Origin of the sequence: Spirillospora sp. NPDC048823, assembly GCF_043198445.1 — a bacterium.
Taxonomy (GTDB): Bacteria; Actinomycetota; Actinomycetes; order Streptosporangiales; family Streptosporangiaceae; genus Spirillospora.
Window position 1 is genome coordinate 159,360 of sequence record NZ_JBICUT010000008.1, and the last position, 15,431, is coordinate 174,790.

A 15,431-nucleotide genomic window follows, 5' to 3' on the forward strand; every position below is an offset into this window, starting at 1 on the left:
GAGCGGGCCGATTCCCGCTCCCCCGCCGCCGTGCCCTCCCGCACGGACGGCTCCCTTCCCGCGCGCCGCCGAGCGCGCCTTCCGGTAGCCCCGAAGGATTCCGCGATGCCCGCACGTCAGGACCACCGGCTCGTCCGCACGGACGAGCACTGGCTCACCCTCCCCAACCCGCACTCCGTCCCCGTCGAGATCTGCGCCGGCGGCGACGTCCCACTGGAACCCGCCGCCGTGGACGAGGCGCTGCGCTTCCTGGACACCGCCGCCACGCTGGAACGGCTCGCCGAGGCCACGCCCGGCTACGACGGGCCCGCGCCGCGGATCACTCGCGCGGCCCTCACCCCCGATTTCCACAAGGGCGCCGGAATCCCGATCGGCACGGTCCTGGAGACCGAGCACGCGCTGCTCCCGCAGGCGGTCGGCAACGACGTCAACTGCGGCATGCGGCTGGAGGTGACCACACTGCGGGCCGATCGCGTCCGGCCGAGGCTGGACGCGCTGGAACGGCGGCTGCGGCACCTGTTCTTCGAGGGCGGCCGCCGCATCGCGCTCACCCCCGCCCAGCGCGAAGGGCTCCTGAGGGACGGCCTGCCCGGCCTGCTGCTCACCGGCGAGACGCCCTGGCAGGGCCTCGGCCCCGAGGACGCCGAAGACGCCCTCGACCGCGTCCACGCCTCCGGCCACCCCGCCGGGACGGCCGACGCGTTCGCCGGGTGGATCGGCAGCGCGGGCGGTTCCGGCCGCGCCGGCACCGGTCACCACGGCGCAAGCCACCACGGGGCGAGCCACGACAGCATCATCGGCGGGATCGGCGGCGGCAACCACTTCGCCGAACTGCAGTACGTCGCCGCCGTCCACGACCCGGCCGCCGCGCACGCCTGGGGGCTGACGCCCGGCACGGTCGTGACGATGGTGCACAGCGGGTCGCTGTCGCTCGGCCACCAGGCCAACGCGACCGCGCTGGACCGGCTCCGCGCGGTCTGGCCGGCCGGTCTGCCCCGGCCGCGCAACGGCATCCTGCCGTTCCTGCTGGACGAGCGGTCCGAGCCGGACCGCCGCCGGTATCTCGACGCGTTCGGCAACGCCGCCAACTTCGCGGTCGGCAACCGGTTCTTCCTGTCGCTGACGATGCGGGCGGGGCTGGCCGCCGAGTGCGGGGACATGGCGTCGCGGCTCCTGTACGACGCGCCGCACAACCTGTTCTGGCGGGACGGCGACCGGGTCGTGCACCGCAAGGGCGCGACACCTGCGGGCGGGCACGCCGCGATGGCCGGCGGCCCCTACGCGATGTGGGGCGAGCCGGTCATCGTGCCCGGGTCGATGGGCGCCGCGAGCTTCGTGCTGCGCGGGCACGGGGATCCGCGCACGCTCGCCAGCGCCTGCCACGGCGCCGGGCGCCGCGTCCCGCGCGGGGCGTCGGCGCGCGGCGGCGACGCCGAACTGGACGCGTTCCTGCGCGATTTCCGGGTCGTGACGCCGCTGGACCACCGGGACCCGGTGGTGGCGCGGCGGTCCGACGTCATGGCCGCCTGGCGGCGCGACCTCAAGCAGGAGGCGCCGTGGGCCTACAAGGACATCGGCCCGGTCGTGGCGGGCCTGGAGGGCGGCGGTGTGGCGACGCCCGTCGCGGAACTGCGGCCGCTGCTGACCGTCAAGGGATGACGGTCTGCAGGTGGACGACCTTGACCGCCGTCATCTCGTCCAGCAGCTCGGGGCCGTAGCCGAAACCCCAGCCGCTGACGCGGCGGGGTGTGGCGGCGCCGCCGGGGGCGCCGCCGAACACCGCGTTGATCTTCACGGTGCCGGTCTTCAGGGTGCGCCAGGCCGCCTGGACGTGGACGGTGTCGCGGGTGAGGACGGTCGCGGCGAGCCCGTAGCGCGACCGCCGCGCCGCGTCCAGGCCCTCGTCGAACGAGGCGACGGTGCGGACCGGGGCGACGGGACCGAACGTCTCCTCGGCCATGACGCCCATGGCGTCGGTGCAGCCGGTGAGCACGGTCGCCGGGTAGAAGTAGCCGGGGCCGTCCGGGATGCGCCCGCCGGTGAGGAGGCGTGCGCCGTCCGCGACGGCCTTCTCGACCTGCTCGTGGACCTGGGCGCGGTGCCGCTCGTCGACCAGCGGGCCGAGTTCGGTGGCCGGGTCCGCGCCCGCGCCCATCCGGATGGTGCGGGCGCGTTCGGCGAGCGCGTCCAGGAATTCGGCGGCCACCGCCTCGTGCACGTAGACGCGTTCGACGGAGGTGCAGATCTGCCCGGCGTTGGCGAAACAGCCGATCGCGGCCTGCCCGGCGGCCCATGACGGGTCGACGTCCGCGTCCACGACGAGGGGGTCGGCGCCGCCGTTCTCCAGCAGGGCCTTGCTCCCGGTCCCGATGGTCAGCTCGGCGATGCGGCGGCCCGTGCGGGTGGAGCCGACGTGCGCGACGACGTCCACGCCGCGGTGGCCGGCGAGGACCTCGCCCGTCGCGCCGTCGCCCGTGACCAGGTTGAGGACGCCGTCCGGCAGGCACCCGCCGAGCAGCTCGGCGAGCATGGCGCCGGTGTGCGGAGTCCGCTCGGACGGCTTGTGCACGACGGTGTTGCCGGTGACGACGGCGGCGCCGATCAGCCCGCAGGCGATGGCGACCGGGTCGTTCCACGGGGTGATCACCGCGACGGTCCCGTAGGGCTCGCGGACCATGAAGTCGGCGGCGTCCCACCCGCCCTGCAGGCTTCGCCCGCCGTGCAGGGGGCCGAGCTCGGCGTACTGGCGCAGGGTCGCGATCCCGGCCTCGACCCCGCCGAGCGCGTCGCCGGACGGCTTGCCCATCTCGGCGGTCACCAGAGCGGCCAGCTCTGCCCCGCGGTCTTCGACGGCCTGCGCGGCGGCGCGCAGGGCGGCGCCGCGGTCGGCGGGCAGTGCGGCCATCCAGCCGGGTGCGGCGTCGCCGGCCGCGGCGACCGCCGTGTCGACGTCGCCGCCGGCGCAGACGGGCACCACCCCCAGCGGTTCGCCGTTCGCCGGGTCGGTCACCGTGAACATCCGGTCCCCGGTGCCCTGGCTCCACCGTCCGCCGGCCAGCATCCACATGTCGCGCGGCCGCATGATCGTCCCCCTCGATTCGGGTTCCCCGTCCGTTCGCCTACCCCGGGAGACGGCCTTCAATGACGCCCCGAGTCAGTGACCACTTACTGAAATCGGCTACCGTGGGACCGAACAGCGAGTGCGAGGGAGACGCGGTGGACTTCGACCTGCCGGAGAGCGCGGCCGCGGTGCGCGAGGGCGTGCTGGCGATCGCCGGGAACTACGACCAGGACTACTGGAGCCGGTGCGACGCGGACAAGCGCTGGCCGGAGGAGGTCTGGCGGGAACTGATCAAGGGCGGCTGGCACAGCCTGGCGATCCCGGAGGAGCACGGGGGCGCCGGGCAGGGCCTCCTGGAGCTGGCCGTCGCCCTGGAGGCGCTGGCCGAGGGCGGCGCGGGCGGCGCCGCGTCCTTCATGTACCTGCTCACCCCCGCGTTCGGCGGGCTGACCATCGCCCGGCACGGGACACCCGAGCAGCGGCGCGAGTTCCTGCCGAGGATCGCCTCCGGGGAGATCGAGACCTGCTTCGCCATCACCGAGCCGGACGCGGGCAGCAACTCCATCAACATCTCCACCCAGGCCCGGCGCGACGGCGACTCGTTCGTGGTCAGCGGCCAGAAGATCTGGATCTCCGGGGTCGAGCGCGCCGACTACCTGGTCCTCGTCACCCGGACGGTGCCGGCCGCCGAGGCCAGGCCGCGCACGTCCGGCTTCACCGTCCTGCTGGTGGACGTCAAGCAGGCCGTCGTCGACGGGACGCTGAGCTACCGGCCGATCCCCAAGCTCGGCACCAACACCGTCGCGTCCAGCATGGTCTTCCTGGACGGCGTCCGCGTCCCGGCGGAGCGGGTCCTCGGCGAGGTGGACCTGGGGTTCGCCGTCCTGTGGGACATCCTCAACCCCGAGCGGATCCTGGCCGCGGCGGGCGGCGTCGGGTCCGGCGGGCTGGTGCTGAAGCTCGCCTGCGAGTACGCCGGCGAGCGGGCGCCGTTCGGCAAGCCGATCGGGGCCGACCAGGCCATCGCGTTCCCGCTCGCCAGGATCAAGGCGCAGCTGGAGCTGGCGCGGCTCATGACCTACAAGGCCGCCTGGCTGTGGGACCGGGGCCGCCCCTGCGGTTCGGAGGCCAACATCGCCAAGCTCACCGCGGCGGACGCGGCCTGGCAGGCGGCCGACCGCGCCTTCCAGACCTACGGCGGCATGGCGTACTCCCTGGAGTACCCGATCGCCCGGATGTTCCGCGACGCCCGCATCGGCAAGAGCATCCCGGTCGCCGAGGAGCTCGTCCTCGCCCACATCGCCCAGCACGAACTCGGCCTGCCCAAGTCGTACTGATCCCCGGAACCGCCGGCCGTGGGGGCGCGGGGTGCGCGGAGCCCGACTCAGCCGAAGCGGGGCGGGCGCTTCTCCCGGATCGCCGCGACGCCCTCCCGCACGTCCGGGCCGGTGAACCCGAAGAACTCCATCGCCAGGGACGCGTCGAACGCCGGGCCCGCGAGGCGCAGCCAGTTGTTCAGCGCGTGCTTGGTGAACGACAGCGCCTCCGCGGGCCCGGCCGCGAGCCGCCCGGCGATCTCCAGCGCCCGCTCGTGCACCTCCGCGTCGTCCACGCACAGCGAGACCAGGCCGATCCGCTCGGCCTCCTCGCCGGTCAGGACGTCGTTGAGCAGCAGGTAGTACTTGGCCTTCGCCAGCCCGCACAGCAGCGGCCACACGATGGCGGCGTGGTCGCCGGCCGCGACGCCCAGCCGCGTGTGCCCATCGATGATCTTGGCGGTGCGCCCGGCGACGGAGACGTCGGCCAGCAGCGCGACCGCGAGCCCGGCGCCCACCGCCGGGCCCTGCACGGCGCTGACCACCGGCTTCGAGCAGTTCAGCACGTTCATCACGATGTCGCGGGCCTCGCGCATGATGCGGCGGCGGGCCGCGTGGTCGGCCATCATCTCCTCGATCATCGCCAGGTCGCCGCCCGCGGAGAACGCCGCCCCCTCGCCGCGCACGACGACGACGCGCACCTCGTCGTCGGCGTCGGCGTCCCGCCAGATCTCCGCCAGCTCCCGGTGCCCGGCCGCGTCGACCGCGTTGAGCTTGCCCGGCGTGCTGATCGTGACCCGCAGCACGCCGTCCGCCGCCCAGTCGATCTTCAGCCGCCGATAGCCGTCATACCGCCCGCTGCCCATGGCAGGTCGCCTCCCGCGTCCGCGCGTCGAATGCCGCGCGCAATCGTCGCACAGCGAAATCCATCGCGCGGACACCGGCATCGAAGATCTCCGGCAGCAGGAAGAACGAGTGCACGACCCCGTCGTAGCGGCGCAGCTCCACCGGCACGCCGGAGGCGGCGAGGCGGCGTGCGTACGCCTCGCCCTCGTCGCGCAGGATGTCGCACTCCGCGGTGATCACGGTGGCGGGGGCGGCCCCGGCGAGGTCGGGGGCGCGCAGCGGGGCGAGCCGGAAATCCGACGGGTCGGCGCCGCCCCGGTACAGCCGCATGAACCGGGCGAGCGCCCCGGCGTCCAGCCCGTACCCGGACCCGTACTCGCGCCAGCTCGGGGTGTCCATCGCCGTGTCGGTCACCGGGTAGACGAGCAGCTGGTGGACGAGCGGAACCCCGCGGTCGCGGGCCAGCAGCGCGGTGACCGCGGCGAGGTTGCCGCCGGCGCTGTCGCCGGCGACCGCGACGGCGCCGGGCAGGACGCCATAGCGTTCCGGTTCCCGCGCCACGGACGCGACGACGGCCCAGGAGTCGTCCACGGCCGCCGGGAACGGATGCTCCGGGGCCAGCCGGTAGCCGACGTTCAGGACGACGCATCCGGTGGCCGCCGCGAGGTCGCGGCACGCGGCGTCCACGTCGTCCACGCCGCCGAGGACCCAGCCTCCCCCGTGCAGGTAGACCACCGCGGGCAGCGGGCCGCGGCCGGCAGGCGCCGGGCGGTACAGGCGCACCGGGACCGTGCCGCCCGGACGGCGCACGGCGAGGTCGCGGACCTGCGGCAGCTCACGCCCGGCGGCGGGGAACGCCTCACCGAGCCGGGCGCGCATCTCCTCGATCGTCGGTTCCGTCCGGTCGTCCGCGCCCGGTGGAGGGGCCGTCCAGGCGGCGAGCTCCTTCAGGTAGCTCACGGTCTGCGGATGCAGGGGCATGCGGCGGCCTCCGGCTGGCGATATGCGGCGGAATCTACCGAATCGCCTTCCCCGGTACCGGGACGTCAATCCCCGGTCTCGGTTCCCGCCCCGGTCAGCGGCCGGCGGCCTCGGCGACCAGGGCCTCGAACAGGCGCCCGTCGTCCCCCTCCTCCGGGTGCCACTGGACGGCGAGCCCGAAGCGGTGGCCCTGCAGCTCGACGGCCTCGACCACCTGATCCTCCGCCCAGGCCACCGCGGACAGGCCCTTGCCGAGCCGGCTCACCGCCTGGTGGTGATAGGTGGGGACGTCGGCGGAGTCGCCCATGATCTTGCCGACCAGGCTGGTGGCGCTGATCTGCACCGGATGCGAGCCGACGAGCCCGCTCTCCGGCGCGTGGCCCTTGTGGCCCACCGCCTCCGGCAGATGCTGGATCAGGGCGCCGCCGCGCGCCACGTTCAGCACCTGCATCCCCCGGCAGATCGCCAGGAACGGCAGGTCGGCGTCCACGACCGCGCGGGCGAGCGCCAGCTCGAACCGGTCGCGCTGCGGCTGGGGCGGCCCGGTCTCCGGATCGCGGACGGCGCCGTACAGGTCGGGGTCGAGGTCGCCGCCGCCGGCGAGGACGATGCCGTCCAGCCGGCCGATCAGCGCGTCCATGCCGCGCAGCGCCGCGGTCGGGGGCAGCATGACCGGGACGCCGCCGGCCCGCTCGACCGAGCGCACGTACGGCACCGGCAGGAGCGCGGCCTCGCGCACCCAGGCCCCCCAGCGGGCCGGCTCCTGGTACGTGGTGATGCCGATGAGCGGCGGCGCGCCGCCCGCGCCGGCGTTCGGGGCCGGCTCCCCGCGGATGGCCTTCGACATGCGTGATTCCCCTCTGCTGAGCACTGGCCACGGGACGACTTCCGATATGGGTGATTCGCCGTCTTTCGGCTGCACATCATGGTGCCTCACCCGCCCCCTCGGGCCGTCCCGTCCCCCGGCCTTCTGCCTGCCAGCTTGCCGCACGGACCGGATCTTCGCAGTCGGAAGTGGCGAGATCGGTCCGGAGGGGCCCGTGCCCCGGAGGGCGCGGCCGGGGCGCCGCCCAGAAAAAATTGCCGAAGAATCCTGAAATCTTCCACTCGGGACGGGATTCATGTCCCACGACCGGCCGGTGCCGTGAACGACTGCCCCTTCTCGCAAATACCGATCAGTATGCGTGCGCCTTCCAAAGACCGGACGCTCACGGAGAATTCATCGGTGACTACCCAGTGGTACATTCGCGGGCCGTCCCACCGGCCCGCGCTTGAGGACCTGCGCATTTGAATGCGAGAATCTCACGAAGCCGGGCATCGGACGCGGCGCCCCCGCCGCGAGATCCCCGGATCCGTCCTCCAAAAGCCCAAGGGGGCGAGCTGGAGAATGTCACCGGAACCCCGCATCGTCAAAGAGACCTTCGCCCGCCTCGAAGCGGACCCGGCGGGCGCGACGAGCTATTTCTACGGACGCCTTTTCGCGCGGGAACCGCGGCTGCGCACACTGTTCCCGCCCGAGATGAGCACCCAGCACGACCGGTTCTTCCAGGCGCTCACCCGGATCGTCTGGAGCCAGGACAACCCCGAGGAGCTCACCGGCCACCTCGGCCGGCTCGGCCGCGACCACCGCAGGTACGGCGTCCTGCGCGAGCACTACCCCGCCGTCGAGACCGCGCTGATCGCGACACTGCGGCTCTTCGCCGCCGACGTGTGGACCACCGAGGCCGAAAACGCCTGGACCGCCGCCTACCGCTCCGCCGCCGCGGCCATGATCGCCGCCGCCGGGCGGGACGCCTCCGACCACCCGCCGTGGTGGGTCGCCGAGGTCACCGGCCACGACCGCCGCGACCACGACCTCGCCGTCCTCGCGCTGCGGCCCGAGCGGCCGCTGCCGTTCCTGCCGGGCCAGCACGTGAGCGTGCAGACCGCCCGCTGGCCCCGCGTGTGGCGGCCCTACTCGATCGCCAACGCGCCCCGCCCCGACGGGACGATCCGACTGCACGTCCGCGCCCGTCCCGCCGGCTGGGTCAGCGGCACGCTGGTACGGCACTGCGCGCCCGGCGACACCGTCCTGCTCGGCCCGGCCGCGGGCACCATGACGCTCGACCCGGGCCACGGGCGCGGGCTGCTCCTGATCGGCGGCGGCACCGGGCTCGCCCCGATGAAGGCGCTCGCCGAACAGGCCGCCGCGTCCGGCCGCGACCGCGACGTCCACCTCCTCGCCGGGGCCCGCACCGTGAGCGGCCTCTACGACCTGGCCGAACTGCGGCGCCTGGAATCCGCCTGCGCACGGCTGCGCGTGGTCCCGGTTCTGTCGCGGTCACCGGGGCCGCCCGGCGGCCTGCACGGCCGGATGCCCGACGTCCTGCCGGGCTTCCTGGACGGCGTCCGCGGCTGGCGGGACCACGACGCCTACGTGGCCGGCCCCGCCCCGCTCGTCCGGCGGACCGTCACCGCGCTGCAGCGGCACGGGATGTCCCTCACCCGCATCCACCACGACCTGCTCACCGCCGAGGACTGAGCGGTCACCAGCCCGCGCGCTCCCGCAGGAACGCGGTCGTCGCCGCGTCCGCCGGATAGAACGACTCGATCGCCAGCTCCGCCACCGTGATGTCGACCGGCGTCCCGAACGTCGCGATCGTGCTGAAGAACGACAGGTCCCGCCCGTCCACCCGCATCCGCAGCGGGACGCACACCTCGTTGCCCTCGGGCGGCGCCATCGCCTCCCCCACGTCCCCCGGGAAACTCCGCAGCTCCCGGTAGAGCTGGGCGAGCGACGCGTCCGCGGTCAGCGCCACATGCCGCCGCACCCGGTCGATCATGTGGGCGCGCCACTCGGCCAGGTTCAGGATGTTCCGGGCCATCCCCTCGGGATGCATGCTGAGCCGCAGCACGTTCAGCGGCGGCTCCAGCAGCTCCGGCGGCGCTCCCTCCATGAAGAGCGCGGCGGCGCCGTTGGCGTCGATCAGGTTCCAGAACCGGTCGACGACCACCGCCGGGTACGGCTCGTGCCCCTCCAGAACCTGCCTCAGCGCCGCGCGGACCGAATCCATCCTCGGCTCCTCGATCGGCGTCTCGTCGAACACCGGCGCGAACCCCGCCGCCACCAGCAGCAGGTTCCGGTCGCGCAGCGGCACGTCCAGATGCTCGGCCAGCCGCAGCACCATCTCCCGGCTCGGCGCCGAACGCCCCGTCTCCACGAAGCTCAGATGCCGCGTCGACACGTCCGCCTCCGACGCCAGCTCCAGCTGGCTGAGCCTGCGCCGCTGCCGCCACGCGCGCAGCTGGTCCCCGACCGGTCTCACGTCACCCAACGCCGTCATCGTCGTCACCGCCCCGACGGTACCCGCGGCCCGTCATGGCGGCGATTACCTCGCGGGTAACCGCGTCCGCGGCTACCCGCGAGGTAATGGACGCGGCGTGTGCCCGCTCGCCAGAGTGGGACGGACACGAACGAGGAGGCCTCCATGACCACCGGGCTCACCCCCGACCAGCTCGCAGACGCCATGCCCTTCGCCCGCGCACTCGGTGTGGAGATCGACACCGCCGGGCCCGGGGAGGTCACGGGCCGGCTGGACTGGGCCCCGGACCGCTGCACCGCCGGCGGCGTCATGCACGGCGGCGCCCTCATGGCCCTGGCCGACACCCTCGGCGCGGCCTGCGCGTTCCTCAACCTGCCGCCGGGCACGTCCACCTCGACGCTGGAGTCCAAGACCAACTTCTTCCGCGGCCTGAAGGACGGCCACGTCCGGGGCGTCTCCCGCCCGCTGCACACGGGCCGCACCTCGATCGTCGTCCAGACCGACCTGTTCGACGCCACCGGCCGCCGCGTCGCGCAGGTCACCCAGACCCAGGCCGTCCTCCGTGTCTGATCCGGCCGTGTCTGAGCCGATCGTGCGCCTTTACGTTGTAGATTTTTTCGCGAGATGCTCGCCGAAGAAGGCGAAGATCCGCTCCCAGCCGTCCGACGCGTTCTCCCGGCCCCGCCCGAGCCCGAACACGATCTTCGCCACCGGGCCGAGCGGGCCCGGGAGGGCGGTCTCGGTCAGGAAGCCGTGCCCGGTCGCCGGGTACTCCTTCACATCGTGCGCGACCCCCGCACCGGTGAGCGCCCGCTCCAGCTTGCCCGCGGCCCCCCGAAGCGTCGGATCGGCGCCGCCGTAGTTCCCGACGATCGGGCACGCGCCGCGCAGCGTCTCCTCCGGCCGGCTCGGCAGGATCCCGTAGTTGACCGCCGCGGCCTTGAAGTCGTACTTCGCCGCCGCGACCCGTTCGCCCACGGGAATCGTGATGTCAGACATACCGTCCAACAATGCCGCAGACGCAGGCCCCGCGACCAGACCCCGACCACACGGGCCCTGGCCACACGGACCCTGACCACACGGGCCTGGGCGTCAGACCTTGCGCCACTGGGGGATCCAGGCGCCGTCCTCGATGACGTAGTCGCCGAACAGGTCAGGGGCCTCCTTGCGCATCACCTCGCCGATCTTGCCGAAGAGCAGGCGGATCTCCTCCTCGGCGCCGGGGGCGGTGCGGTTCTCCAGGGTGTGGCGCAGGGTGCGGACGTTGGCCGTCCAGACCAGACCGGTGCCGACACCCTCCGGGGCGAACCTGCGCATGAACGAGGTCTTGTGCTTCTTCTCCTTGAACGGCACGCCCTCGTCGTCCAGGCCGAAGTGCCCGGCCATCCAGCCCTGGAACTCCTCCATCTGCTCCAGCATGGCGGTGGCGCGCTTCATCAGTTCCGGGTCCTCGCGGGCCCACTCGGGGAACCAGAACGGGATGTCCTGAAGCCGGACGAAACGCAAGGACTCCTGCGAAATGGCCACACCGGGACGATGCCGGACGAGCTCATGGGTGAGGACGCGGCTCACATTGTGCAGGACGAAGCTGAAGCTGACGTGCTCCAGCACCGAGCCGTGCAGGCTGCGCAGGATGTTCTCCAGGTACTGGCCCGAGTCCGTGCGGACCTTGACCACGTTGGGGTTGAGGCCGGGCTCCCACGAGCGGTAGCAGAGCCGGCCCGCGAACTCGGCGAGGTTCTGCGGATCGTTCAGCTCGTCGTCGAGGCCGCCGCGGTCGAGCCGCTCCAGCCAGCTCTCCCCGCCCACGTCGCGCAGGTACCGGGCAACCTCGTCGTAGTCCAGTTCGGGCCGCGCAACGAGAAAAACCTCAGGCTCGACGCTCTTCACTCTCGTATCCCCCCAGGGTCGATTCGGTCGTCCCTAGGAAACCACCACGGTGGGACGGCCGCGACCTCGGCCGCGGAAGCCCGGCCGTGGAGATCATCGGGTCGGTACGGTTGGGCGCGGAGGGACGATGACGAATCAGGGGATGCTCGAGCGGGCCCGGAAGTTCGAGCGGCAGGGCAGGCACGGGGAGGCCGCGGCCGCCTACGCGGGCGCCGCCGAGGAGCTGGAGCGCCGCGGCGACCGGACGTCCGCCGTGGCGGTGCGGGCGCGGTGGGCGCGGGCCCTCGCCGCCGCGGGCGACACCGGGAAGGCGCACCGCATCCTGGACGGGCTCGACCGCGCCGCCGCGTCCATGCCCGCCGAGGTGCGCGCCGGGCTGGACGCGCAGGCGGCGCACGTCCTGGCCGCCGCCGGGCGGACCGGCGAGGCGGCCAGGCGCGCGTGGTCGGCGATGAGCGCGTTCTGGTCGCTGCACGACCGCAAGCGCGCCGACGGGGCCGGCGTCCACGCCGCGCGGCTCATCGTCAAGGACGCGGGTGCCCGCGAGGCGCTGCGGCCGCTGCGGGAGCTGCTGGCGCAGATGCCGACCGGAGGCGAGGGGTACCGGCAGGTGGCGAAGATGCTCGCCGACGCCGAGCGGCGTCCCGACCGGGACCACGACGTCCTCGTCGTCGATCCGGACAGTGCGGCGTGGGGGCGGCTCGCCGCGGCCCTCGCCGTGGGCGCGCATCTGGCCGTCGGCAACGGGGTCGCCTGGAACGGCTTGAGCGGCCACGACGGGAGTTCCCGGGACGGCAAGGTCATGCTGGAGCGCGACTGGGGCATCACCGGCCCCGAGAGCTGGCGTGAGCAGATGGACGCTCTGCTCGACGCGCAGAACAGCGATCCCGCGATCCAGATGGTCCTCGACCAGCGCGGCCGGGGCACCGACCGGGCGGCGTGGCGCGCGGCCGTCGTCGCCTGGTGCCGCGAGCGGAAGATCTCCGATGAGACCGTCGGCGAGGTCGTCGGGCTGCCCGACCTGATCGAGCGGTACGAGGCGCGGTTCCGGGCGGACGGCCTCCTCAAGCCGGACGGCCGGGTCGAGAGCGTGTACGGCTACGACTTCGGGCGCGCGGTGAACATGGCCCGCTGGGGCCTGAACGCGGGGTACTGCGACGCCGAGGAGGCCGAGAAGTGCGTCCTCACGGCCGGTGGGCGCGCCCACCAGGTGTACTCGTCGTGGGGCGCGTTCTCCGCCGGGTACATCCTCGGGAGGATGCTGCGGTTCGATGAGGGCGGGTTCGGCGAATGGTACGAACGCTCCCTCGCCGGTCACCGCGTCCTCGCCGAGGATCCCGACAGCCCGTGGCGCCGCATGGCCTGGGGCTAGGCCGGAGCCGGGTCAGAGCAGGGCGTCGATGTCGGCGAGGACGGCCTGGCGGGCCTCCTCGTCCAGGGACGAGGCGGCGACGCCGTTGCGGGCCAGGGACGCCAGGCCGGCGCGGTCCAGGCCGAAGACCTCGGCGGCGATGCGGTACTCGCCGGTGAGGGTGGTGTCGAACATCGGCGGGTCGTCGCTGTTGAGGGTGACGAAGAGGCCTTCCTCCAGCATCCTCGGCAGGGGGTGGCCGGCGAGGGCGGCGACCTGTCCCGTGCAGACGTTGGACGTGGGGCACACCTCCAGGGGCAGTTGCGTCTCGCGCAGGTGCGCGATGAGGCGCGGGTCGTCCATGCAGCTGATGCCGTGGCCGATGCGTTCGGCGCCGAGGCCCTCGATCGCCTCCCAGATCGTCTCCGGGCCGGTCATCTCGCCCGCGTGCGGGAGGCTGCGGAGCCCGGCGGCGCGGGCGGCGGCGAACGCGTCCCGGAAGGCGTCCCGGAACGGCGGGCGGACCTGCTCGATGCCGCCGATGCCGAACCCGATGAGCGCCTCCGGCGGGTGGGCGAGGGCGTGGTCGATGGTGCCGCGGGCCCCCTCGGCGCCGAACTCGCCGGGGATGTCGAAGATGTAGGCGACGCGGATGCCGTGCCGGTCGCGGGCCTCCCGGACGGCGTGGTCGAGGACCTCGGTGATCGCGGGCATCGGCATCCCGGCCCGCTGGTGGGTGTAGGGGGTGACGGTCAGCTCGACGTAGCGGACGTTCTGGGCGGCGAGGTCGCGGGCGGTGCCGAGGACGAGGGTCCCGACGTCCTCGGGGGTCCGGACGAGGCCGGAGACGGACTCGTACACCTCGGCGAAGTGCGGGAAGTCGCGGAACTCGTAGAAGGCGCGCAGTTCCCGCTCGTCCACCGGGACCGGCCCGTCGGGGTGGCGGCGGGCGAGTTCGAGCACGGTCGGGACGGAGGCGGAGCCCACGAGGTGGACGTGGAGCTCGACCTTCGGCAGGGCGTCGATGAACGCCTCGATGGGTGTGGTTTCGGTCGGCACGCCGCGAAGCTAACAGCCGTCGGACCGGCCACGACAGACAAACCACCCCAATCTGCCACAAGATTGTCAGATACCGCGGAGCGGTGCCCGGGGTGCGGCAGGATGGGACGCGTGCGGGCCGCCCGGTTGATCTCGATAGTGCTGCTCCTGCAGTCGCGGGGCACGATGACGGCGGGTGAGCTGGCGCGGGAGCTGGAGGTCTCCGAGCGCACCGTGTACCGGGACATGGAGGCGCTGTCGGCGGCCGGCGTCCCGGTGTACGCCGACCAGGGGCGCGCCGGCGGGTACCGGCTGGTCGGCGGGTACCGGACCCGGCTGACGGGCCTCACCCGCGAGGAGGCCGAGGCGCTGTTCCTGTCCGGGCTGCCGGGCCCGGCGGGGGACATGGGACGCGGCGACGCGGTGGCGGCGGCCGAGCTGAAGGTCCTGGCGGCGCTGCCCGCCTCGCTGCGGGACGCGCCGTCGCGGGCGGGCCAGCGGTTCCATCTGGACGCGCCGGGCTGGTTCGGCGAGGCGGGACCGCCGCCGCTGCTGCGGGACCTCGCGCGGGCCGTCTGGGAGGACGAGTGCGTCGAGCTGCGCTACCGCCGCGGGGACACCGAGGTCACGCGGGCGGCCGAGCCGTACGGGCTCGTCCTGAAGAACGGCACCTGGTACCTCATCGCGCGGGTCGGGGGCAGGCCCCGCACCTACCGGGTGGACCGGGTGACGGAGGTCCGGCCGACCGGCTCCTCCTTCGAGCGGGACGAGGACTTCGATCTCCCCGGGCACTGGCGCGAGCAGGCGGAGGCGTTCGTGCGGTCGATGCTGCGCGAGGAGGTCACCGTCCGGCTGTCGCCTACCGGGATGCGGGTCCTGCGGTACGCCGTCGAACCGTACGCCGCGCAGCGGGCGGCGGAGGGCGCCGGGGAGCCCGACGCGCAGGGCTGGGTGGTGACCGCGCTTCCGGTCGAGTCGATGGCCGTCGCGGCGTCGGAGCTGATGCGGCTCGGGCCGGAGGCCGAGGTCCTCGCCCCGCCGGAGTTGCGCGAGCGCATGGCCGACGGCGCCGCCCGGCTCGCCGGGCTGTACGCCTCCCGGCACCCGCGCTGAGCGCGTCCCGTCCGGGGCGGCGCTACAGCTAGTCCTGCTTGCGTGCGATCGCCTCGGCCAGCTCCTGCTTGCTCATCTTGGAGCGGCCCTGGACGTCGAGGTCGGAGGCGCGGTCGTAGAGGTCCTTCTTGCTGCTGCCCTCGACGTCCACGCCGCCGGCGGTCCGGCCGCGGCCGCGGCGCGCCTCGGGATCCTTGGCCCGCTGGTCGGACGGGCCCTTGCGGCCCTTGGGGACCCACCTGTCGCCGCGCTTCTCGAACTTGTGCTTGAGCGCCGAGTAGGCGGTGCGGTGTGCGCGCTGCCCCTCGCCGTAGGTCTCGACCGCCGAGTCGTGGGCCTTGGCGAACGTCTCCTGCGCCTCCTTCGGGGAGCGCTGCAGCGTCCCGGGGAGCTCCTCCTTCCGCGGCTTGCCGCTCTTGGTCGTCTTCGGCATGGCTCCTCCCCTTTCACCTGTCCGGCGCCGTCTTTCCGGCGTCGTCCGTCCGGCTTTCATCCGTCCGGCTTTCATCTGTCCGACGCCATATCCGGACAGA

15 protein-coding genes are annotated in these 15,431 nt (G+C 73.6%); 6 read left to right on the forward strand and 9 right to left on the reverse strand.

Annotated features, from left to right (window positions below; all coding sequences use genetic code 11):
* Nucleotides 1–105: 105 nt before the first annotated feature.
* The gene (locus tag ACGFK0_RS20250) at nucleotides 106–1,659 is read left to right on the forward strand and encodes an RtcB family protein (RefSeq protein ID WP_392906745.1); all 1,554 of its coding nucleotides are present in this window, start codon (nucleotides 106–108) and stop codon (nucleotides 1,657–1,659) included.
* On the opposite strand, the gene ACGFK0_RS20255 is transcribed toward ACGFK0_RS20250, so the two are convergent.
* The gene (locus ACGFK0_RS20255; RefSeq protein WP_392906746.1) at nucleotides 1,649–3,082 is read right to left on the reverse strand and encodes an aldehyde dehydrogenase family protein; all 1,434 of its coding nucleotides are present in this window, start codon (nucleotides 3,080–3,082) and stop codon (nucleotides 1,649–1,651) included. The two genes, ACGFK0_RS20250 and ACGFK0_RS20255, sit on opposite strands and share 11 nt — an antisense overlap.
* Nucleotides 3,083–3,183: 101 nt before the next feature.
* Between ACGFK0_RS20255 and ACGFK0_RS20260 the strand changes: the two genes are divergently transcribed.
* A complete protein-coding gene (locus ACGFK0_RS20260; RefSeq protein ID WP_392906748.1) occupies nucleotides 3,184–4,398 on the forward strand; it encodes an acyl-CoA dehydrogenase family protein in 1,215 nt (404 codons plus the stop codon).
* Nucleotides 4,399–4,445: 47 nt separating this feature from the next.
* Here ACGFK0_RS20260 and ACGFK0_RS20265 read toward each other — a convergent pair whose 3' ends face one another.
* From ACGFK0_RS20265 to ACGFK0_RS20275, 3 genes are all read right to left on the reverse strand, one after another.
* Complete coding sequence (locus ACGFK0_RS20265) at nucleotides 4,446–5,243, reverse strand: enoyl-CoA hydratase/isomerase family protein (RefSeq protein ID WP_392906749.1); 798 nt, start codon at nucleotides 5,241–5,243, stop codon at nucleotides 4,446–4,448.
* Complete coding sequence (locus tag ACGFK0_RS20270; protein ID WP_392906750.1) at nucleotides 5,224–6,204, reverse strand: alpha/beta hydrolase; 981 nt, start codon at nucleotides 6,202–6,204, stop codon at nucleotides 5,224–5,226. The genes ACGFK0_RS20265 and ACGFK0_RS20270 overlap by 20 nt, the downstream gene beginning before the upstream one ends.
* A 94-nt stretch (nucleotides 6,205–6,298) precedes the next feature.
* Nucleotides 6,299–7,051, reverse strand: coding sequence for a gamma-glutamyl-gamma-aminobutyrate hydrolase family protein (locus tag ACGFK0_RS20275; RefSeq protein ID WP_392906751.1), 753 nt, complete (start codon nucleotides 7,049–7,051; stop codon nucleotides 6,299–6,301).
* Between the two features lie 540 nt (nucleotides 7,052–7,591).
* Here ACGFK0_RS20275 and ACGFK0_RS20280 point away from each other — a divergent pair.
* Nucleotides 7,592–8,725 (forward strand): globin domain-containing protein, encoded by a 1,134-nt coding sequence (locus tag ACGFK0_RS20280; RefSeq protein ID WP_392906752.1) that lies wholly within the window; start codon nucleotides 7,592–7,594, stop codon nucleotides 8,723–8,725.
* A 4-nt stretch (nucleotides 8,726–8,729) separates the two neighbouring features.
* Here the strand turns inward: ACGFK0_RS20280 and ACGFK0_RS20285 are convergent, their stop codons facing one another.
* On the reverse strand, nucleotides 8,730–9,527 hold the full coding sequence (locus tag ACGFK0_RS20285; RefSeq protein ID WP_392906954.1) for a helix-turn-helix domain-containing protein: 798 nt from the start codon (nucleotides 9,525–9,527) through the stop codon (nucleotides 8,730–8,732).
* A 144-nt stretch (nucleotides 9,528–9,671) separates the two neighbouring features.
* Between ACGFK0_RS20285 and ACGFK0_RS20290 the strand changes: the two genes are divergently transcribed.
* Entirely contained in the window at nucleotides 9,672–10,076 is a 405-nt protein-coding gene (locus tag ACGFK0_RS20290) for a PaaI family thioesterase (protein WP_392906754.1), read from the forward strand.
* 30 nt (nucleotides 10,077–10,106) lie between these two features.
* Here the strand turns inward: ACGFK0_RS20290 and ACGFK0_RS20295 are convergent, their stop codons facing one another.
* Both ACGFK0_RS20295 and thyX read right to left on the reverse strand, forming a co-directional pair.
* Nucleotides 10,107–10,505: a dienelactone hydrolase family protein gene (locus ACGFK0_RS20295; RefSeq protein WP_392906755.1), complete on the reverse strand. Its 399-nt coding sequence runs from the start codon at nucleotides 10,503–10,505 to the stop codon at nucleotides 10,107–10,109.
* Between the two features lie 93 nt (nucleotides 10,506–10,598).
* Entirely contained in the window at nucleotides 10,599–11,396 is a 798-nt protein-coding gene (gene thyX, locus ACGFK0_RS20300; protein WP_392906756.1) for an FAD-dependent thymidylate synthase, read from the reverse strand.
* A gap of 127 nt (nucleotides 11,397–11,523) precedes the next feature.
* Between thyX and ACGFK0_RS20305 the strand changes: the two genes are divergently transcribed.
* A complete protein-coding gene (locus tag ACGFK0_RS20305) occupies nucleotides 11,524–12,768 on the forward strand; it encodes a DUF1266 domain-containing protein (protein WP_392906757.1) in 1,245 nt (414 codons plus the stop codon).
* A 12-nt stretch (nucleotides 12,769–12,780) separates the two neighbouring features.
* Here the strand turns inward: ACGFK0_RS20305 and add are convergent, their stop codons facing one another.
* A complete protein-coding gene (gene add, locus ACGFK0_RS20310; protein WP_392906758.1) occupies nucleotides 12,781–13,806 on the reverse strand; it encodes an adenosine deaminase in 1,026 nt (341 codons plus the stop codon).
* 111 nt (nucleotides 13,807–13,917) lie between these two features.
* Between add and ACGFK0_RS20315 the strand changes: the two genes are divergently transcribed.
* Nucleotides 13,918–14,898: a helix-turn-helix transcriptional regulator gene (locus ACGFK0_RS20315; RefSeq protein ID WP_392906955.1), complete on the forward strand. Its 981-nt coding sequence runs from the start codon at nucleotides 13,918–13,920 to the stop codon at nucleotides 14,896–14,898.
* A 28-nt stretch (nucleotides 14,899–14,926) separates the two neighbouring features.
* Here ACGFK0_RS20315 and ACGFK0_RS20320 read toward each other — a convergent pair whose 3' ends face one another.
* Complete coding sequence (locus ACGFK0_RS20320; protein ID WP_392906759.1) at nucleotides 14,927–15,331, reverse strand: ChaB family protein; 405 nt, start codon at nucleotides 15,329–15,331, stop codon at nucleotides 14,927–14,929.
* Between the last annotated feature and the right edge of the window lie 100 nt (nucleotides 15,332–15,431).

Coding starts and splice junctions, on each gene's coding strand:
- ACGFK0_RS20270 (WP_392906750.1), bottom strand. CDS start 6,204: ATGCCCCTGCATCCGCAGACCGTGAGCTACCTGAAGGAGCTCGCCGCC.
- ACGFK0_RS20305 (WP_392906757.1), top strand. CDS start 11,524: ATGACGAATCAGGGGATGCTCGAGCGGGCCCGGAAGTTCGAGCGGCAG.
- ACGFK0_RS20320 (WP_392906759.1), bottom strand. CDS start 15,331: ATGCCGAAGACGACCAAGAGCGGCAAGCCGCGGAAGGAGGAGCTCCCC.
- ACGFK0_RS20295 (WP_392906755.1), bottom strand. CDS start 10,505: ATGTCTGACATCACGATTCCCGTGGGCGAACGGGTCGCGGCGGCGAAG.
- ACGFK0_RS20290 (WP_392906754.1), top strand. CDS start 9,672: ATGACCACCGGGCTCACCCCCGACCAGCTCGCAGACGCCATGCCCTTC.
- ACGFK0_RS20265 (WP_392906749.1), bottom strand. CDS start 5,243: ATGGGCAGCGGGCGGTATGACGGCTATCGGCGGCTGAAGATCGACTGG.
- ACGFK0_RS20280 (WP_392906752.1), top strand. CDS start 7,592: ATGTCACCGGAACCCCGCATCGTCAAAGAGACCTTCGCCCGCCTCGAA.
- ACGFK0_RS20250 (WP_392906745.1), top strand. CDS start 106: ATGCCCGCACGTCAGGACCACCGGCTCGTCCGCACGGACGAGCACTGG.
- ACGFK0_RS20255 (WP_392906746.1), bottom strand. CDS start 3,082: ATGCGGCCGCGCGACATGTGGATGCTGGCCGGCGGACGGTGGAGCCAG.
- ACGFK0_RS20275 (WP_392906751.1), bottom strand. CDS start 7,051: ATGTCGAAGGCCATCCGCGGGGAGCCGGCCCCGAACGCCGGCGCGGGC.
- ACGFK0_RS20285 (WP_392906954.1), bottom strand. CDS start 9,527: ATGACGGCGTTGGGTGACGTGAGACCGGTCGGGGACCAGCTGCGCGCG.